This is a genomic window from Stenotrophomonas sp. YJH_SMC_110, assembly GCF_059369255.1.
Genome location: NZ_JCAFSM010000013.1, coordinates 1 through 19,037 on the forward strand (window position 1 = coordinate 1; position 19,037 = coordinate 19,037).

The 19,037-nt window shown below is 68.1% G+C and carries 23 protein-coding genes; all 23 read left to right on the forward strand.

Translation table 11 applies throughout. The features are described from left to right. On the forward strand, positions 1-138 hold a 138-nt coding region (locus AC5P6H_RS18530; protein WP_279923195.1), incomplete at its 5' end, for a flagellin. A 441-nt stretch (positions 139-579) separates the two neighbouring features. Then, a complete protein-coding gene (gene fliD / locus AC5P6H_RS18535; protein ID WP_014647054.1) occupies positions 580-1,995 on the forward strand; it encodes a flagellar filament capping protein FliD in 1,416 nt (471 codons plus the stop codon). Between the two features lie 128 nt (positions 1,996-2,123). Continuing rightward, entirely contained in the window at positions 2,124-2,540 is a 417-nt protein-coding gene (fliS, locus tag AC5P6H_RS18540; RefSeq protein WP_005416447.1) for a flagellar export chaperone FliS, read from the forward strand. Beyond that, entirely contained in the window at positions 2,537-2,830 is a 294-nt protein-coding gene (locus AC5P6H_RS18545; protein WP_032959403.1) for a hypothetical protein, read from the forward strand. Before fliS ends, AC5P6H_RS18545 begins: the two co-directional genes overlap by 4 nt. Beyond that, positions 2,827-3,405: a PilZ domain-containing protein gene (locus AC5P6H_RS18550; protein WP_014647052.1), complete on the forward strand. Its 579-nt coding sequence runs from the start codon at positions 2,827-2,829 to the stop codon at positions 3,403-3,405. Before AC5P6H_RS18545 ends, AC5P6H_RS18550 begins: the two co-directional genes overlap by 4 nt. A gap of 92 nt (positions 3,406-3,497) precedes the next feature. After that, the gene (locus AC5P6H_RS18555) at positions 3,498-4,130 is read left to right on the forward strand and encodes a response regulator (protein WP_032959406.1); all 633 of its coding nucleotides are present in this window, start codon (positions 3,498-3,500) and stop codon (positions 4,128-4,130) included. A 321-nt stretch (positions 4,131-4,451) separates the two neighbouring features. Next, the gene (rpoN, locus tag AC5P6H_RS18560; protein WP_495202950.1) at positions 4,452-5,861 is read left to right on the forward strand and encodes an RNA polymerase factor sigma-54; all 1,410 of its coding nucleotides are present in this window, start codon (positions 4,452-4,454) and stop codon (positions 5,859-5,861) included. A gap of 14 nt (positions 5,862-5,875) precedes the next feature. Further along, entirely contained in the window at positions 5,876-6,253 is a 378-nt protein-coding gene (locus AC5P6H_RS18565) for a response regulator (RefSeq protein ID WP_010485922.1), read from the forward strand. Then, positions 6,250-7,755 carry a sigma-54 dependent transcriptional regulator gene (locus AC5P6H_RS18570; RefSeq protein WP_329890697.1) on the forward strand — a complete coding sequence of 502 codons (1,506 nt, stop codon included), beginning with the start codon at positions 6,250-6,252 and terminating at the stop codon, positions 7,753-7,755. Before AC5P6H_RS18565 ends, AC5P6H_RS18570 begins: the two co-directional genes overlap by 4 nt. A 196-nt stretch (positions 7,756-7,951) precedes the next feature. Beyond that, positions 7,952-8,368 (forward strand): hypothetical protein, encoded by a 417-nt coding sequence (locus AC5P6H_RS18575; protein ID WP_075076491.1) that lies wholly within the window; start codon positions 7,952-7,954, stop codon positions 8,366-8,368. Positions 8,369-8,765: 397 nt separating this feature from the next. Further along, entirely contained in the window at positions 8,766-9,131 is a 366-nt protein-coding gene (gene fliE / locus AC5P6H_RS18580) for a flagellar hook-basal body complex protein FliE (protein WP_014037113.1), read from the forward strand. Positions 9,132-9,144: 13 nt separating this feature from the next. After that, positions 9,145-10,791, forward strand: a complete 1,647-nt coding sequence (gene fliF / locus AC5P6H_RS18585; protein ID WP_014647047.1) for a flagellar basal-body MS-ring/collar protein FliF — start codon at positions 9,145-9,147, stop codon at positions 10,789-10,791. A 7-nt stretch (positions 10,792-10,798) separates the two neighbouring features. After that, positions 10,799-11,785 carry a flagellar motor switch protein FliG gene (fliG, locus tag AC5P6H_RS18590; protein ID WP_024958226.1) on the forward strand — a complete coding sequence of 329 codons (987 nt, stop codon included), beginning with the start codon at positions 10,799-10,801 and terminating at the stop codon, positions 11,783-11,785. Beyond that, entirely contained in the window at positions 11,782-12,423 is a 642-nt protein-coding gene (locus AC5P6H_RS18595) for a FliH/SctL family protein (protein WP_014647045.1), read from the forward strand. Before fliG ends, AC5P6H_RS18595 begins: the two co-directional genes overlap by 4 nt. Further along, positions 12,420-13,805: a FliI/YscN family ATPase gene (locus AC5P6H_RS18600; protein ID WP_197574775.1), complete on the forward strand. Its 1,386-nt coding sequence runs from the start codon at positions 12,420-12,422 to the stop codon at positions 13,803-13,805. The genes AC5P6H_RS18595 and AC5P6H_RS18600 overlap by 4 nt, the downstream gene beginning before the upstream one ends. 3 nt (positions 13,806-13,808) lie before the next feature. After that, positions 13,809-14,276: a flagellar export protein FliJ gene (gene fliJ / locus AC5P6H_RS18605; RefSeq protein WP_014647043.1), complete on the forward strand. Its 468-nt coding sequence runs from the start codon at positions 13,809-13,811 to the stop codon at positions 14,274-14,276. Then, positions 14,276-15,445, forward strand: coding sequence for a flagellar hook-length control protein FliK (locus AC5P6H_RS18610; protein ID WP_227864557.1), 1,170 nt, complete (start codon positions 14,276-14,278; stop codon positions 15,443-15,445). The genes fliJ and AC5P6H_RS18610 overlap by 1 nt, the downstream gene beginning before the upstream one ends. 192 nt (positions 15,446-15,637) lie before the next feature. Then, on the forward strand, positions 15,638-16,153 hold the full coding sequence (locus tag AC5P6H_RS18615; protein WP_049441913.1) for a flagellar basal body-associated FliL family protein: 516 nt from the start codon (positions 15,638-15,640) through the stop codon (positions 16,151-16,153). A 10-nt stretch (positions 16,154-16,163) separates the two neighbouring features. Next, complete coding sequence (gene fliM / locus AC5P6H_RS18620) at positions 16,164-17,168, forward strand: flagellar motor switch protein FliM (RefSeq protein ID WP_014647040.1); 1,005 nt, start codon at positions 16,164-16,166, stop codon at positions 17,166-17,168. Then, complete coding sequence (gene fliN / locus AC5P6H_RS18625; RefSeq protein ID WP_495202951.1) at positions 17,165-17,500, forward strand: flagellar motor switch protein FliN; 336 nt, start codon at positions 17,165-17,167, stop codon at positions 17,498-17,500. The genes fliM and fliN overlap by 4 nt, the downstream gene beginning before the upstream one ends. Beyond that, on the forward strand, positions 17,497-17,916 hold the full coding sequence (gene fliO, locus AC5P6H_RS18630; protein ID WP_014037105.1) for a flagellar biosynthetic protein FliO: 420 nt from the start codon (positions 17,497-17,499) through the stop codon (positions 17,914-17,916). The genes fliN and fliO overlap by 4 nt, the downstream gene beginning before the upstream one ends. Position 17,917: 1 nt before the next feature. Further along, positions 17,918-18,697 carry a flagellar type III secretion system pore protein FliP gene (gene fliP / locus AC5P6H_RS18635; protein WP_014647039.1) on the forward strand — a complete coding sequence of 260 codons (780 nt, stop codon included), beginning with the start codon at positions 17,918-17,920 and terminating at the stop codon, positions 18,695-18,697. 66 nt (positions 18,698-18,763) lie between these two features. Next, a complete protein-coding gene (locus AC5P6H_RS18640) occupies positions 18,764-19,033 on the forward strand; it encodes a flagellar biosynthetic protein FliQ (protein ID WP_005413254.1) in 270 nt (89 codons plus the stop codon). Positions 19,034-19,037 lie beyond the last annotated feature (4 nt).

Consider the following 19,037-nt stretch of genomic DNA (forward strand, 5'->3'; position numbering starts at 1 on the left):
CGCAGCCGCATCAAGGACACCGACTTCGCCAAGGAAACCGCCGAACTGACCCGCACCCAGATCCTGCAGCAGGCCGGTACGGCCATGCTGGCCCAGGCCAACCAGGTGCCGCAGGGCGTGCTCAGCCTGCTGCGCTGATCCACGGCAAGAAGGCGCCGCTACCGTCGGATCGAACCGACGGTAGCGGCAACCGGGAAGCCACGATGCACGAAGGCGCGGGCCATGCCCGGCCCGGGATCACTCCCGAACCGGCTTGGCATCGCCCGCTCCTGCGGACCTCTCTTTCAGCGCTGTACCTTTGACTGTACGTACCGGGCGGCTTCGTCTCCCCCCGATTGTCAGTAGCCTGATCCCTCCCCTGCATTGGGGGAGGGCTTTTTGCAGACTCCCGGCAGCCCGCGGTGAACCTACCCGCACCCTGCCCCAGCCCTCCTGCAACCCGCGTGCCAGAACCCGCGCCAGGCGATTGGCACGGCACGTGCATCGACGAAGTCCTCAAGACCCAGCGGCGCAGGCCGCTATTTTCGTTGACGACGGGCCACCGCACGACGGCCGGGCCCGGATACCAGGAGAAACGACGTGGCAGACTTTGGATACGGTGGCATTGGCTCGGGACTGGATATTTCCAGCATCGTCAACCAGCTGGTCGCAGCTGACCGCAAGCCCGCCGACAATGCGCTGAACCTGCAGCAGTCCAAGGCCAAGATGCAGTTGTCGTCGATCGGCACCATCACCTCTGCCTTCGACAAGCTGAAGACGGCGCTGACCGCACTGAAGGCCACCACGGCGTTCGACACGCGCACGGTGACCGCCAGCAAGGGCGGCGACAAGGGCACCGACGAGATCCTGACGGCGTCGGTCGCGCTGTATGACGTTGGCACCACCAAGGCTGCGGCCTCCAACGGCACGCACGTGGTCAATGTCACCTCGCTGGCGACAGCGCACAAACTGATCGCCGATACCTCGGTACCCAAGACCGACACGTTTGCTGCCGGAACCTTGACGCTGACCGTTGGCGTGGGCGACAAGGCCAAGACCATGAACGTGGAGGTGGAGGACGGCGACACGCTGACCACCATCCGCAACAAGATCGATGCGGCCGGCCGCAAGGAAGGCGTGCAGGCCACCCTGATCAGCTCCGGCGACAACCAGTACCTGTCGATCGCCCAGGAGAAGACCGGTGCCGCCAACGCGATCAAGCTCGAATACGCCGGCAGCGACGCCAAACTGGGCGGCCTGGTCAACAGCCTCAAGCAGAACACCGCCGCCGCCGACGCCGAGCTGACCATCGATGGTGTGAAGGTCGTCAGCGCCAGCAACACCGTGGCCGATGCGGTTCCGGGCCTGACCCTGAACCTGAAGATGCCGGGCACCAGCACGGTGACCATCAGCACGGACACTGCGGCAGCCACCAAGGTGATGCAGGAGTTCGTCACCGCCTACAACGCTGCACTGGCGGCGATCAACACCGAAACCAAGTACGACGCCAAGACCAAGGAAGCCTCCACGCTGACCGGCGATGCGCAGATGCGCGGCGCCACCAGCCAGCTGCGCTCGGTGATGTCGAGCGTGCTCAAGGACCTGGCCGGTGACAAGCTCGATGCCAAGGCGATCGGCCTGGATACCCGTGGCTATCCCAATGCCGACGGCACGCTGATCCTGGACACCACCAAGTTCGCCGCCGCACTGGCCAGCCAGCCGGAGAAGATGCGCCAGGCGATCACCGGTGATACCGGCGGTGCCGGCAAGCTGTACACGCTGGTCGACGGCTATGTCAGCACCACGGTCGGCAAGGAAGGCGCCTTCGTTGCCCGCACCAAGGGCCTGAACACCACGCTGGACAACATCGACAAGCGCCGCAAGGACCTCGACACGCGCATGAAGAGCGTGGAAGAACGCTACAAGAAGCAGTTCCTGGCGCTGGACAGCCTGATGGGCAAGCTGCAGCAGAGCAACACCGCGCTGCAGCAGCAGCTGGCCCAGTTGAACCGCTGACGGAACATGCACGGCACTCAAGTTTGCCGCGCAATGCACCGATAACGGACGCAACAGCAATCATCGCAGCGCCGTCGGCACCGGTCCCCGCGATCACCCGACGGCACCCCGCGCAAGGAGAATCACGAATGTACGGTTCCAGCCGTCAATATGCCGAGCAGTACCGCCAGGTGGGGGTGACCAGTGCGGTCGCCGATGCCGATCCACACAAGCTGGTGGCGATGCTGCTGGCCGGCGCGCTGGAGCGCGTGCGCCGCGCCCTGGCCAGCCTTGAACGCGGTGACCAGGCCGGCAAGGGCAAGGCGATCGGCGAAGTCTGCGCGATCGTCGGCCACCTCAACGGCTCGCTGGACCATGAGGCCGGTGGCGAGATCGCCGGAAATCTGTCTGCGCTGTACGACTACGTGCTGCAGCGCCTGACCGAGGCCAACCTGCACAACGACCGTGCCGCGCTGGATGAATCGCTGCAGCTGCTGGGCGAGATCGACAGCGCCTGGAACGCGATCCCGCACGAACAGCGCCGCCCGGCTGCGGTGGCGCCATGAGCCTGCAGGAACTGCATGCGCAGCTGGATGCCTTCGAGAGAGCCTTGGGCGAAGAATCCCTCGACCAGGCCGACAGCCTGCTCGACGGCCACGACAGCACCCTGCACGCCCTGCTCAGCCAGCCGCTGACCGCTGCGGACCACGCGCCGCTGAGCGCCCTGTTCGAGCGCCAGCAGAGTCTGCTCGGCCTGCTGCGCCAGCGCCGTGATGCCGTGGCCGCACTGATGAACGACGGCCAGCGCTCCCTTCGCGCGGCGCATGCCTATCTGCAGGCAGAATCGCTGGCATGACCTCGCTGCCGACCACCTCGCTGCATCACCCGGCCGAAAGCGAGCTGTTCGACGAGACGCTCAGCTGCGAACTGGCCCTGCCGGCCGAGTTCCAGGCGGGCAGCGCGGCCGGCCGCACCAGCAGCGCCGAAGGCCTGCTGCGCAGCCTGGCACTGGTCGAGGACAGCCGCGGCGACGAGCACGACGAACGCAACGAAGCCAGCCTGCAGCTGCAGCGCCTGGAAGCCAAGCTGGACCTGGCGATGGTGCTGCTCGGCCGGCTGGTGCGCCAGCAGGGCCAGGAGCTGACCCTGCGACCGGTGCGCTGGTCGCGCCGTGGCATCCGCCTGCAGCTGGGCCCGCGCAGTGGCGCAAGCCCCGGCCAGGCCGGCGTGGTGCGCCTGCAGCCCAGCGACTGGCTGCCCGACCACATCGACCTGCCGGTGGAGGTCGTCGCAGAAGCCGCCGACGGTAGCGGCGGGCACTTCCTGTGGCTGCGCTTCCAGCGTTTGGGCGATGGCCTGGAGATGGCGATGGAGCGGCACCTGTTCCGCCTGCACCGCCGCCAGGTGGCCGAGGCACGCCGCGCACGCTGAAACCCGCCCCCTTGGCGCTGTACGGCCGACCCTTGGCGCGCCCGTTCAGCTAAGTTAAGGTGGATGCCCCTACACGGATCTGCTGCGTGCCTGTGCGAGTTCTCATCGTCGACGATCACACCCTTGTCCGCGCCGGCCTGGCGCGGCTGCTGCAGGGGTTTGCCGACGTGCAGCTCGTGGCCGAGGCCAGCAACGCCGAACAGGCACTGCAACTGTCCCTACAGCACGCACCGGATGTGGTGCTGATGGACCTCTCGCTGCCGGGCCGCACCGGCCTGGAAGCGCTCAGCGACATCCGCCTGCGTGCCCCCGGTACCCGGGTGGTGATGATGACCATGCACGACGATGCCGCCCACGTGCGCGATGCACTGGATCGTGGCGCGGTCGGGTTCGTGGTGAAGGACGCCGCACCGCAGGAACTGGAACTGGCACTGCGGGCCGCGCACGCCGGCCAGGTGTTCCTGAGCCCGCAGATCTCGGCCAAGATGCTGGCGCCGATGCTGGGCCGCGAGAAACCCACCGGCATCGCCGCACTCTCACCACGGCAGCGTGAGATCCTGCGCCGCATCGGCAAGGGCGAGAGCAACAAGGAAATCGCCGCCGATCTCGGCATCAGCGTCAAGACGGTGGAGACCCACCGCGCGCGGATGATGGAATCGCTGGGCTGCCGCCGCGCCAATGACCTGCTGCTGCTGGCCGCACGCCATCAGCACGAGCTCGAGTAGGCGCCGGTATCGGGGTCAGATCCCTTTCCCGCGGAAACGGATCTGACCCCGCGACACCCTGCGTTGGCGACGACATCCCGTCACCCCGACATTCCCTGACAGGAATCCGTGCCCCGACCGCCGCGCGCCCAGCGGCTTCGCCACCACAAATCAATGACTTGGCGACGCATTTCGTCAATTTCCCGCGTCGGTGTAGGGAATTCCCCTACACCCTGTCGGGAGTTCCACGAAATGCATCAGGAACCCCCCGATTCCGCCCCCGCCGGATCAAAAGCAAGATGCGTTCCACAAGGCGCCGGGGAGCGGTGCCGGGGAACCACGATGAAGGCTGCACTCTCGACCCAGCTGGGCCAGCAACTCCACCTCACCCCGCAACTGCTGCAGTCGATCCGGCTGCTGCAGCTCGATGGCCTGCACCTGGAGCAGGAAATCCAGCGCCTGCTGGACTCCAACCCGCTGCTGGAGATCGAGGAGGCCGAAGCGCCCGCTGCCGACGCCACCGAAGCGAGTGCCACCACCCTCGACACCGCCGCCTTCGACGAGCTGCCCGAGCCGTCGATGTGGGATGTGGCCGGTGCCAATTGGCAGGACGGTGATGACGACCGCATGGCACGCATCGCCGCCGGCGAGTCGACCGACCCGCAGCTGCGCGTGCTGCAGCGCCTGGCGCTGGACATGGACGACCGCCAGCTGGCGGTGGCCGCGTTCTGGCTGGACCACTGCGATGAAGCCGGCTACCTGCAGGCGCCGCTGGCCCAGCTGCAGCTGCTGGCCAGTGCCCAGTTCGACATCACCGCCGACGGCGTGGAAGCCATCCGCCAGCAGCTGCTGCATGGCGAGCCCGCCGGCATGGCCGCGCAGGACCTGCGCGAAGGCCTGCAGGCGCAGCTGCGCAGCCTGCATGGCGTGGTGCCGGCCCGCCACCTGGCGGCACGCATTCTCGATGGAGCGCTCGACGCGCTCGCGGCCCACGACTACCCCGCCCTCGCCCGCCAGCACGACGCCGAGATCGACGACGTGCGCGAGGCGGTGCGCCTGATCCTCTCGCTGCAGCCGCGCCCCGGCGACAGCCTGCTGCCCGAACGCAACGCCGTGGTGGTGCCGGACGTGGTCGCCTGGCACGCTGATGGGCAGTGGAAGGTCGCCCTGAACCCGGCCACCAGCCGCCGCGTGTCGATCAACAGCCAGTACGAACAGGCCCTGGCCGAGACCAGCGACGCCGCCCCGGCACTGCGCGAAATGCTGCAGGAGGCGCGCTGGTTCAGCCGCGGCCTGTCGATGCGCTACGACACCCTGCTGCGCACCGCGCGGGTGATCGTCGAGCGCCAGGCCGCCTTCCTGGTCCGTGGCGAAGAGGCCATGGCGCCGTTGACCCTGAAGGAAGTGGCCGAGGAGATCGGCATGCACGAGTCCACCGTCTCGCGCATCACCACCGGCAAGTTCCTGCAGACCCCGCGCGGCACCTTCGAACTGAAGCACTTCTTCGCCGTGCGTCTGGAAGGCGCCAGCGTCTCCGGCCAGGCGGTGAAGGCCATGGTCCGCCGCCTGATCGACGCCGAACCGGCCGGCCGCCCGCTGGCCGATGAGGCCATTGCCGGCCTGCTGTCACGCCAGGGGGTGAACATTGCCCGCCGAACCGTCGCAAAATACCGAGAACAACTGGATATCGCCCCGGCCCGCGAACGGCGCCGGCTCAGCGCCAGGCAACCCCAGCTGGCCCGGGTGGGCTGAAAAGGATGTTGGACATGAACAAGCTCACGGTCCTGCTGGTCGATGACCACGAGGGCTTCATCAATGCGGCGATGCGCCATTTCCGCAAGATCGACTGGCTGCAGATCGTCGGCAGTGCCGGCAACGGCCTGGAAGCGATCGAGCGCTCGGAAACGCTGCGCCCGCAGGTGGTGCTGATGGACCTGGCGATGCCGGAAATGGGCGGCCTGCAGGCCACCCGCCTGATCAAGTCGCAGGACGATGCACCGTACATCGTGATCGCCAGCCACTTCGACGACGCCGAGCACCGCGAACACGCGCTGCGCGCCGGCGCCGACAACTTTGTCAGCAAGCTGTCCTACATCCAGGAAGTCATGCCGATCCTGGAAGGCCTCAGGGAGGATCGATCGTGAGCGAATCGCGCATCCTGGTGCTGGACAACGACGCCGTGCGCGCAGAGCGCACCGTTGCCCTGCTGGAATTCATGGACTTCAACCCGCGCTGGGTGTCCGACGCGGCCGACTTCGACCTGGGCCGCCAGCGCCAGAACGACTGGATGGCGGTGATCGTCGGCAGCCTGGACGACAGCGCCGCCAGCACTGCGCTGTACCACTGGCTGGGCGGCAGCAGCCTGCCGCCGCCGGTGCTGCTGGCCGATGGTGATGCTGCAGCGTTTGCCCAGCAGCACGGGCTGCACGAGGCCAACATCTGGCCACTGGAAACGCCGCTGCGCCACGCGCAGATGGAAGCCCTGCTGCGCCGTGCCAGCCTCAAGCGCCTGGATGCCGAGCACCAGGCCGGCGCCGCGCAGGACCAGGGGCCGACCGGCAACGGCCCGGCGGTCACCGCGCTGCGCACCATGATCGAGCAGGTGGCCGCGTTCGACACCACCGTGCTGGTGCTGGGCGAATCCGGCACCGGCAAGGAAGTGGTATCGCGCGCCATCCACCAGCGCTCGCCGCGCCGTGATGGCCCGTTCGTGGCGATCAACTGTGGCGCCATTCCGGCCGACCTGCTGGAAAGCGAACTGTTCGGCCACGAGAAGGGCGCCTTCACCGGCGCACTGACCGCGCGCAAGGGCCGGTTTGAAATGGCCGAGGGCGGCACCCTGCTGCTCGACGAAATCGGCGACATGAGCCTGCCGATGCAGGTGAAGCTGCTGCGCGTGCTGCAGGAACGCAGTTTCGAGCGCGTTGGCGGCAACCAGACCATCCGCTGCAACGTGCGCGTGGTGGCCGCGACCCACCGCGACCTGGAGACCCGCATCGCCGAGGGCAAGTTCCGCGAGGACCTGTTCTACCGCCTCAACGTGTTCCCGATCGACGTGCCCGCGCTGCGCGAACGGCGCGAAGACCTGCCGGCGCTGGTGGAAACCATCGCCGCGCAGCTGGCCCGCACCGGCCGTGGCGAAGTGCGCTTCACCCCGGAAGCCCTGCAGGCCCTGGCCGGCTACGAGTGGCCGGGCAACGTGCGCGAGCTGACCAACCTGGTCGAGCGCCTGGCGGTGCTGCATCCGGGCGGCTCGGTGCGCGTGCAGGACCTGCCGGCCCGCTATCGTGGCGATGCCGCGCTGGCAGCGGTGGCCGCAGCGGTACCGGCAGCTCCGGTTGCCAGCGAAGAACGCCTGGACCTGCGCAGCTTCTCGTTCCATACCCCGGGCAGCGGCGGCCAGCCGGCGCTGGAGCACGGCATCGCCGTCAATCGCGCAGCCGCCCCGGCGGCACTGCCCGACGACGGCCTGGACCTGCGCAATCACATGGCCAACATCGAACTGGGGCTGATCAACGAAGCACTGGAACGCACCCAGGGCGTGGTCGCCCACGCCGCCCAGCTGCTTGGCCTGCGCCGCACCACCCTGGTGGAAAAGCTGCGCAAGTACGGCATCGAGCGCGAGCAGGCCGAACTGGCCGGCTGAAGCGCGCGACCCGCATGAAGGGGGCACGAACGCCTGGGCTTGCCCGGGCGTTGGTGTTTCTGGCGCCCGCGGTCGACCGGGGGTCAGATCCCTTTCCCCAGGAAAGGGATCTGACCCTACTGCATTTGCACGTTTTCCCAGAAACAACGCGGCCGCACTGCGGAGCATGGCAGGGACACCCCAAGGAGGTCCCACCATGCATCACCTGATCCTGCTCGCCGTCCTGCTCTGCCCGGCCCTGGCCACCGCGGCCAATTGCACCCTGCCCGCCACGCTCGACCAACGCCAGTTCACCAACCTCAGCGACCCGTTGTACGCGCCGGACAACCCCAACGCCGGACGCATGGTGCAGCTCAGCTTTGCTGGCAGCCAGTACGTGCTGGACATCCTCGGCACCGACCTCCGCATCGGCGGCAGCTACCGCTACCAGCGCCTGGCCCCGCATATCGCGGAAATCCAGATGACCGAGGCCCATCCGGCCGGCCTCGCCCACCACACCCTGCTGCTGACCTGCCAGAGCGACCGCCAGGGCCGTTTCATCTACACCCAGCATGACGGCCCCATCGCCCCGCGCCAGCGCCAGAATTCCGGCCGATGGACCCTGCAGCCATAGGCCAGAAAACCGACGCCGGTTAAATGGCGCCGCCAATGGGGTCAGATCCCGTGCCGACCAACGGTCGGCACCCACCATCAGCAGCAGGTTCCAACAGATCGCGGCCACCTGTCGAAGGCGGGGTGGGTCCGGTTGCGGAGGCGTGAGCGCCATGGATGGCGCGACCGTGCCTCCATGGACGGATTTACGGCGTCCCCCATAACCGGACCCAGCCCGCCACCCCACGCATAGCCCGATTTTGACGTTGATGTTGACGTGGCGTCGGCGGGTGCAAGGCGCAGCCCTGCCACCGCACCCCCCCCCCACCCTCACTTCACTGAATCGAAAACCGGTTTCGGCACGGCACTTGCACTGGCTCCAGCAGACAACCCCATCCCTGTTTCTGGAACCGTTGCAGATGTCCCACTCCGTCACTTCGATCCTTTCGCAGATCCGCTCCTATCAGACCCAGATGGGACAGCCGGCGCTCAACCCGCTGGGCGAAACGCCGCGCAGCAATGCCCTGCCGGGCACGGTGCTGGATGCGCCGCAGGTGCAGCCGGCCAGCTTCACCGAAACCCTGCGTGGTGCGATTGCCGGCGTCAACGATGCGCAACAGAAATCCGGCGCCCTCGCCAAGGCCTTCGAGATGGGCGACCCCAGCGCCGACCTGGCCAAGGTGATGGTCGCCTCGCAGCAGTCCCAGATCGCCTTCCGCGCCACCGTGGAAGTCCGCAACCGTCTCGTCCAGGCCTACCAGGACGTGATGAACATGCCGCTGTAAGGAACGTTGACGCATGGCACTGACGCTCTCCAAGGACAGCCTGAACGCCGAGAAGGCCGGGCAATGGTTCGACCGCCTGCAGAGTCTGCAGATCACCCGTCGGCTGGGCCTGATGGCGATGATCGCAGTGGCGGTGGCGGCAGGCCTGTCCGTGTTCTTCTGGTCACAGAAGCCGGGCATGGTCCCGCTGTACACCGGCCTGGACCAGAAGGCGACCGCTGAAGCGACCGACCTGCTGCGCGCCGCGCAGATTCCGTTCGCGCTCGACCCGGCCACCGGTGGCATCACCGTGCCGGAAAAGAACCTGCACGATGCCCGCCTGAAGCTGGCCGGCTCCGGCCTGACCGACAGCGGCAAGCTGGGCTTCGAGCTGATGGAACGCGACCCGGGCTTTGGTGTCAGCCAGTTCGTGGAAAGCGCGCGCTACCAGCACGCGCTGGAAACCGAGCTGTCGCGCACCATCAACACGCTGCGCCCGGTGCGCGATTCGCGCGTGCACCTGGCCATTCCCAAGCCCAGCGCGTTCACCCGCCAGCGTGACGTGGCCAGCGCCTCGGTCACCCTGGAACTGCGTGGCGGCCAGCAGCTGGAACGCAGCCAGGTCGATGCCATCGTGCACATGGTCGCCGCCAGCATTCCGGACCTCGCACCGGAACGGGTGACCGTGGTCGACCAGAGCGGGCGCATGCTCAGCATTACCGACCCGAACAGCGAGGCGGCGGTCAACGCGGCCCAGTTCGAGCAGGTGCGCCGCCAGGAAACTTCGTTCAACCAGCGCATCCGCGAACTGCTGGAACCGATGACTGGCCCCGGCCGCGTCAACCCGGAAGTGAGCGTGGACATGGATTTCTCGGTGACCGAGGAAGCCCGCGAGCTCTACAACGGCGAGCCGCAGAAGCTGCGCAGCGAGCAGATGAGCGAGAACACCACCAGCACGCCGGGCCCGCAGGGCGTGCCGGGTGCGACCAGCAACAGCCCGCCGGGCCAGCAGGCCGCACCGGCCACCGCGCAGGCCCCGACCGAAAGCAGCAAGAACGCGACCCGCAACTACGAGCTGGACCGCACCCTGCAGCACACCCGCCAGCCGGCCGGCCGCATCAAGCGCGTCTCGGTGGCGGTGCTGGTGGACAACGTGCCGCGCGCCGGCGCCAACGGCAAGATGAGCCCGCAGCCGCTGTCGGCTGCCGAACTGACCCGCGTCGAAGCGCTGGTCAAGCAGGCCGTCGGCTTCAACGCCGAGCGTGGCGACACCGTGTCGGTGATGAATGCCCCGTTCGTGCGTGACACCACGCCGGTCGAAGGCCCGTCGTGGTGGGAGCTGCCGTGGGTGCACGATGCCGGCCGCATGCTGCTTGGCGCGGTGGTGGTGCTGGCGCTGCTGTTCGGCGTGCTGCGTCCGGCGCTGCGCGCGATCACCGGCCAGAGCAGGAAGAACGACGAACAGGCACTCGAGCCGCATACCGCGGACGTGCAGCTGGTCGATGACGATGGCATGCCGCTGCCGGCGCTGGGCGCTGACCGGGCCAGCCTGGGCGGGCCGGAAGCACTGGCCCTGCCGGTGGATTCATATGAGGAACGATTGCGGATGGCGCGTGAAGCCGTGAAGACCGACTCCAAGCGCGTGGCCCAGGTGGTCAAGGGTTGGGTGGCAAATGACTGAGGCCGCACTGACTGGCGTGCAGCGCGCCGCCGTACTGCTGCTTTCGCTGGGTGAGCTGGACGCGGCCGAAGTGCTGCGCCACATGGAACCCAAGGAGGTGCAGAAAATCGGCATCGCCATGGCCACCATGACCGACATCACCCGCGAGCAGGTGGAGCGGGTGATGGACCAGTTCGGCCAGGAGCTGGGCTCGAAGACCTCACTCGGCGTTGGCTCGGACGACTACATCCGCAACATGCTGGTGCAGGCGCTGGGCAGCGAGAAGGCCGGCAACCTGATCGACCGCATCCTGCTCGGCCGCAACACCACCGGCCTGGACGCGCTGAAGTGGATGGACCCGCGTGCGGTGGCCGACCTGGTGCGCAACGAGCACCCGCAGATCATCGCCATCGTGATGGCGCACCTGGAAACCGACCAGGCCGCCGACGCGCTGAAGCTGCTGCCGGACCGTACCCGCGTGGACGTGCTGCTGCGCATCGCTACCCTCGACGGCATTCCGCCGAACGCGCTCAATGAACTCAACGAGATCATGGAGCGCCAGTTCGCCGGCAACCAGAACCTGAAGTCGTCGAACATCGGTGGCGTGCAGTGCGCGGCCAACATCCTGAACTTCATGGACAGCGGCCAGGACCAGGCGATCCTGGGCGAAATCGCCCGCATCGATGCGCCGTTGAGCAACCGCATCCAGGACCTGATGTTCGTGTTCGACGATCTGGTCGACCTGGACGACCGCGAGATGCAGCTGGTGCTGCGCGAGGTGAGCGGCGAGCGCCTGGGCCTGGCCCTGCGCGGTGCCGACATCAAGGTGCGCGACAAGATCACCCGCAACATGTCGCAGCGCGCGGCCGAGATCCTGCTGGAAGACATGGAAGCCCGCGGGCCGGTGCGCCTGTCCGACGTGGAAGGCGCGCAGCGCGAGATCCTGGCCATCGTCAAGCGCATGGCCGATGAAGGCACCGTCACCATCGGCGGCAGCGCGGAGGCCATGCTGTGAGCAACGTCGTGCGCTGGCTTGCCCCGGACCTGCTGGCCCAGCCCGAACCGGCGCTGGAGCAGGAGGACGCGTTCGAACTCACCGAGCCGGACCCGGAACACGAACCGGAGCCGCCGCTGCAGCTGCCGACCCTGGAGGAAATCCAGGCGATCCAGGACAGCGCGGAGAAGGAAGGATTCGATCAGGGCCATGCCGAAGGCTACGGCCAGGGCCAGGCGGAGGTGCGTCGCCTCGCCGCGCAGATCGAAGGCATCCTCGACAACTTCAGCCGGCCGCTGGTGCGGCTGGAGAACGAAGTGGTCGGCGCCCTTGGTGAACTGGCGGTGCGCATCGCCGGCGCGCTGGTCGGCCGCGCCTACGAGGCCGAGCCGGCACTGCTGGCGCAGCTGGTCGGCGAAGCGATTGACGCCGTGGGCGGCAGCACCCGCGAGGTGGAAGTGCGGCTGCACCCGGATGACATCGCCGCGCTTGCCCCGCTGCTGAACCTGTCGCCGGCGCAGCGCCTGGTACCGGATACCAGCCTCAGCCGTGGCGACCTGCGCGTGCACGCCGAAGCCGTACGCATCGACGGCACCCTGGAGGCCCGCCTGCGCGGTGCGCTGGATGCGGTGATCCGCCAGACCGGGGCGACGGCATGAGCGCCGCATCGCAAACGACGCCGCCGCCGGCCGACTGGGCCGTGGCCCGCAACCTGCGCCTGGCCCGGCGCCTGGACGGCCTGCGCGTGGATACCGCGCATGGCCGTGGGCTGATCCGCGAGGGCGTGCTGCGCCGCGCGGTCGGGCTCACCCTGGAAGCGGTCGGCTGCGAGGCGCCGCTGGGCGCCAGCTGCAAGGTGGAAGTGGTCGATGGTGGCTGGGTCGATGCCGAAGTGGTCGGCTTTGCCGGTGAGCGCACCTACCTGATGCCCAGCGCCGAACTGCACGGCCTGCTGCCCAACGCCCGCGTGGTACCGTCGGCGCGGCGTGGCGGCGTGGAAGTGGGTGAAGGCCTGCTCGGCCGCGTCATCGACAGCGACGGCGTGCCGCTGGATGGCAAGGGCCCGATCCGCGCAGAAGGGCATGTCGGCATGGCCGGCGTGTCGATCAATCCGTTGGCGCGTGAACCGATCACCCAGCCGCTGGACGTGGGCGTGCGCGCGATCAACGCGCTGTTGCCGATCGGCCGCGGCCAGCGTGTCGGCCTGTTCGCCGGTTCCGGCGTCGGCAAGTCGACGCTGCTGGGCATGATGACCCGCTACACCGCTGCCGACGTGATCGTGGTCGGCCTGATTGGTGAACGAGGCCGCGAAGTACGCGATTTCGTCGAGACCACGCTGGGCGAGGAAGGCCTGCGCCGCGCCGTGGTGGTGGCCAGCCCCGCCGACCGGCCACCCTTGGCGCGCCTGCACGGTGCCTACCGTGCCACCGCCATCGCCGAGTGGTTCCGCGACCAGGGCCTGAACGTGCTGCTGCTGATGGACTCGCTGACCCGCTTCGCCCAGGCGCAGCGCGAGATCGGCTTGTCGGTCGGTGAACCACCGACCACCCGCGGTTACCCGCCCTCGGTGTTCGCCAAGCTGCCGGCGCTGGTCGAACGCGCTGGCAACGGCGCAAAGGGCCGCGGCTCGATCACCGCGTTCTACACCGTACTGACCGAAGGCGATGATCCGCAGGATCCGATCGCCGACGCCGCACGCGCGATCCTCGACGGCCACATCCTGCTCTCGCGCCGGGTGGCCGACAGCGGCCTGTACCCGGCCATCGACGTCGAATCGTCGGTCAGCCGCGTGGTCACGGAAATCGCCGACGAGCCGTGGCGCCTGCGCATCCGCAAGTTGAAGCGACTGGTCTCGGCGTACTCGGCCAACCGTGACCTGATCGCGATCGGTGCCTACCAGCGTGGTAACGACGCGGCCACCGACGAAGCCCTGGAACGCTGGCCGGAAATCATGGAGTTCCTCGGCCAGGACGTTGCCAAGGCCGCAGATCTCCCGCACAGCCAGGCGGCGCTGCAGCGCCTGGTGGAACAAGAGAGTTAAGCCATGAACCAGTCCAAGCGCATCGATCCCCTGCTCAAGCGGGCCCAGGAACACGAGGACGCGGTCGCCCGCGACCTGGCCGAACGCCAGCGCGTGCTCGACACCCATCTGTCGCGCCTGGACGAACTGCGCCGCTATGCCGAGGAGTACGCCAACGCCCAGATGGCAGCGACCAGCCCGGCACAGCTGCTGAACCGCCGCGCCTTCCTTGATCGCCTGGACAGTGCGGTCGAGCAGCAGCAGGCCACGGTCAACGGCAACCGCGAAAAAGTGGAGGCCGAGCGCGCGCGGCTGATCCTGGCCAGCCGTGACAAGGCGGTGCTGGAGCAGCTGGCCGCCAGCTACCGCGCGCAGGAAAAGGTGGTGACCGACCGCCGCGACCAGCGCGAGATGGACGACATTGGCGCGCGGCGCGCGCGCCTGGTGCAGGCCGAAGACCAGGACGGCGCCGAGCAGGGAGGCCGCCCGTGATGCCCGCCCCGCTCGCCAGCAGCGCCAACCCGGCCACGCCCGCCACCAGCAACAGTGCCGCACGCGCCGCGCGCAGCGAAGGCGCAAAGGACTTCAGCCAGCTGCTGCAGGGCGGTGCGCCCTCCGCGCCCGCGCCTGCCGGCAGCGCTACCACACCGACGCCGTCCCCGCCCAGCCAGCCATCGACCGCCGACAGCAATGGCCAGGCACCGGGCGAACGCAGCGCGGACGCGGAAGCGGCAACTGCCGAAACGCCGCCGCTACCGCCCGTTGCCCTGCCCCCGGCTGGACCCGGCACCGACAAGGACAAGCCCGCCGCGACCGAGGACGCCCCGTGGCCACCGATCGGCCTGGCCGGCCTGGTGCTGGCGATGCCGACGCCTGCCGATCCGGCCGTCGCTCTGGCGGGCAGCGCTGCACCGTCACTGGCCAGCGACGGTACGGCGCTATCCACCACTGCCCCCGCCGCGACCCCGACACTGCCTGCAGCCGCGCCGGTAGCGGCAACCGCAGCCCCCGTGGCGGCCGACGGCAAACCGGCGGCGACCAGCGCGGAGGATGCCGCCGCGCTGCCATTGCCGGCGATGATCCTGCCCGGCAAGCGCAGCGAGCGCGGCGAAGGCAGTGACGTGGCCGCCGTTGGCGACCGCGCAAATACACCGTTGCTGCACGCACCGGCAGCGGCCGCCGTGCAGGACCTGAAGGCGGCGCTCGCCACCGGCAACGCGATCTTCAATGGCGAACCCACGCCCAAGCCCGTGCTGGGTGACGATGGCTTCGACCAGGCCATCGGCGCACGCCTGGGCTGGCTGGCCGACCAGAAGATCGGCCATGCCCACATCCGCCTGAGCCCGGACGACATGGGGCCGGTCGACGTGCGCCTGCAGTTGAACGGCGACAAGGTGCATGCCAGCTTCAGCAGCCCGCACGTAGACGTGCGCCAGGCACTGGAAAGCAGCCTGCCGCGCCTGCGCGAGCTGCTGGGCGAACAGGGCTTCCAGCTGGCTCACGCCGATGTCGGCCACCACGCGTCTGGTGGTGACGGCAATGCGTCGGGACAACCCGGTGGCGGCGGCATGACCGGCGACGGAGAACCGACGCCGGGCGATGCCAGCGTGTCGTCCGCGCAGTTGATCCGCCAGCGCGGCTTGCTGGACGCCTACGCCTGACAGGTGTGCCAACCAAGGTTGGCACCCACCAGGGCAGGCGGTCGGCACCTCCCCGTATTGCGTTGGTGGGTGCGTAGCTTGCTCCGCACGGCCCCGCCGGCACCCCGACGGAATTCCGTCGCACCCTGCGGGCCCGGCCTTCGGCACACCCCTTGCATATCCCGGTGAAGCAACCCTCAGGAGCTTCACCCCGTGGCCGCAGCCGCTGACAAAACCAAGAAGACCGCCGAGAAGGACAAGGCCGCCAAGCCGCGTAGTCCGATCCTGATCACCGCACTGGTGGCCGTACTGGCCGCCGCTGCCGCTGGTGGCGGCGTGTGGTTCTTCACCCAGTCCAAGCACGAAGAGAAGACCGCGCAGGCGCCGAAGAAGAGCGCGACGCCGGCCCCGGCACAGTACTTCGCGCTGGACCCGGCGTTCGTGGTCAACCTCAATGGCCCGGTCGACGGCCCGCGCTACCTGCAGCTGGAGGTCCAGCTGATGACCCGCGACCCGGCCGCGCTGGAAGCGATCAAGACCCATGCCCCGGCCATCCGCGCGCGCCTGCTGATGCTTTTCTCGCAGGTCAGCCCGGACCAGATCGCCGATGTCGCCGGCAAGCAGAAGCTGCAGGCCAGTTCGCTGGCCGAGGTGCAGAAGGTGCTCAAGGCCGAGACCGGCAGCAACGGCGCCGACGATCTGCTGTTCACCAGCTTCGTGACCCAGTAAGGGCCCCCCGATGAATGATCTGCTGTCCCAGGACGAGATCGATGCCCTGCTCCACGGCGTGGACAGCGGCGCGGTCGAGACCGATGCGGAACCCCCGTCAGGCGAAGCACGCTCGTACGACTTCGCCAGCCAGGACCGCATCATCCGTGGTCGCATGCCGACCCTGGAAATGGTCCACGAGCGCTTCGCGCGCCTGTGGCGGATCGGCCTGTTCAATCTGATCCGGCGCTCGGCCGAGCTGTCGGTGCGCGGCATCGAACTGATCAAGTTCAACGACTACATGCACTCGCTGTATGTGCCGACCAACCTGAACCTGATCCGCTTCAAGCCGCTGCGCGGTACCGGCCTGATCGTGTTCGAGCCGACCCTGGTGTTCGCCATCGTCGACAACTTCTTCGGCGGCGACGGGCGCTACCCGACCCGCATCGAGGGCCGCGAATTCACGGCCACCGAAATGCGGGTGATCCACCTGCTGCTGAAGCAGACCTTCGCCGACCTGCGCGAAGCGTGGGCACCGGTGATGGACGTCGACTTCGAGTACATCAACTCGGAGATCAACCCGCATTTCGCCAACATCGTGACCCCGCGCGAGTACGTGGTGGTATGCCGCCTGCACGTCGAGCTCGACGGCGGCGGCGGTGACATCCACGTCACCCTGCCCTACTCGATGCTGGAACCGATCCGCGAACTGCTCGACGCCGGCATCCAGAGCGACCGCAACGACCGCGACGAGAGCTGGGGCAAGACCCTGCGCGAGCAGCTCAACATCGCCGAAGTCACCCTGTCCAGCGTACTGGCCAGCAAGCGCATGACCCTGCGCGACCTGACCCAGCTGAAGGTCGGCGACATCCTGCCGATCGAGCTGAGCCCGCAGGTGCCGCTGTGCGTGGAGAACATCCCTGTGTTCACCGGCGAGTTCGGCATCGCCAACGGCATGAACGCCGTGAAGATCACCGCTACCCATCCGCCGGGCACCCGCCCGCGCGTACCCGTCATCCAGGAAGACCCGCAATGAACGATATCGACGCCCTCGAACCGACCCCGGCCCAGTTCAGCAGCCTGCAGGCCGACGAGGCCAACGGTGCGGACCTGAACCTGGACGTGATCCTCGATGTGCCGGTGACCCTGTCGCTGGAAGTCGGTCGTGCCCGCCTGCCGATCCGCAACCTCCTGCAGCTCAACCAGGGTTCAGTGGTGGAACTGGAGCGCGGTGCCGGCGAATCGCTGGACGTGTTCGTCAACGGCACCCTGATCGCCCACGGCGAAGTGGTGGTGATCAATGACCGCTTCGGCGTGCGCCTGACCGACGTGGTCAGCCCGAGCGAGCGGATCCGGAGACTGCGTTGAGCCTGCTGGCCTCCACCCTGCTGGCGGTCGGCAAGACCGCAGCGCCGATCGGCCCGCAGGTCGGCCAGCACGCGGCCGCCGCACCCAGCCTGTTCGGTGCGGTGCTGGCGCTGCTGGCGGTGCTGGCGCTGGTGATCGGCCTGGGCTGGCTGCTCAAGCGCATGCCCGGCAGCGGCTTCCGCCCGGCCGAAGGCATGAAGCTGGTGGCCAGCCTCAGCGTCGGCGCCAAGGAGCGCGTGGTGGTGGTGGAGGTCAACGGCCAGCAATTGCTGCTGGGCGTCACTGCCGGCGGCATCAACACCCTGCATACCCTGCCCGAACCGTTGCCGCCACCGGCGCCGGTGCGCGTGCCGGACTTCAAGAACCTGCCGAATTTCGCCCAGCTGCTGCAGCAGCGGCTGCGCAAGGACCCCTGACATGCGTGTCACCCGTACCCGTGTTGCCACCCTGATGCCGTGGCTGCTGTTGCTTGCCCTGTGCCTGTTGCCGGTGCTGGCGTTCGCCGCGCCCGGGGCCCCGGCCACCCCGCTGCCGGACGTCAACGTCGGCAAGATCGGCGGCCAGCCGGTCAGCCTGCCGCTGCAGACCCTGCTGCTGATGACCGCGATCACCCTGATCCCGTCGATGCTGCTGGTGCTGACCTCGTTCACCCGCATCATCATCGTGCTGGGCCTGCTGCGCCAGGCACTGGGTACCGGCCAGACGCCGTCCAACCAGGTACTGCTGGGCCTGGCCCTGTTCCTCACCGCGATGGTGATGATGCCGACCTGGGACAAGGCGTGGAGCACGGGCATGGCGCCCTATCTCAACGGCGACATCGACTTCCAGACCGCCTGGACATTGACCACGCAGCCGCTGCGCGGGTTCATGCTGGCGCAGATCCGCGAGACCGACCTGATGACCTTCGCCGGCATCGCCGGGCACGGCACCTACGCCAGCCCCGATGCGATCCCGTTCCCGGTGCTGGTCGCTTCGTTCGTCACCAGCGAACTGAAGACCGCTTTCGAGATCGGCTTCCTGATCTTCATTCCGTTCGTGATCATCGATCTGGTCGTCGCCAGCGTGCTGATGTCCATGGGCATGATGATGCTGTCGCCGATGCTGGTGTCGGCACCGTTCAAGATCCTGCTGTTCGTGCTGGTGGATGGCTGGGTGCTGACCGTGGGCACGCTGGCGGCCAGCTTCAATCCCGCGTGACGCGATCCGGCGCGATTGAAAGACAGTCGAGCATGGCTCGACTCTATATAAGAAGGTGGAACCCGAATGTCTCCCGAACTTGCCTTGACCGAACTGCGTGGCGGCCTGATCACCGTGCTGTGGGTGGCCGGCCCGCTGCTGCTCACCGTACTGGTGGTGGGCGTGGTGGTCGGTGTCGTGCAGGCTGCAACCCAGCTCAATGAACCGACCATCGCCTTCGTCGCCAAGGCGGCGGCGCTGACCGCAGTGCTGTTCGCGCTGGGCAGCCTGCTGATCGGCCACCTAGTTGAATTCACCACGCTGCTGTTCCAGCGCATCCCACACCTGATCGGCTAGGGCA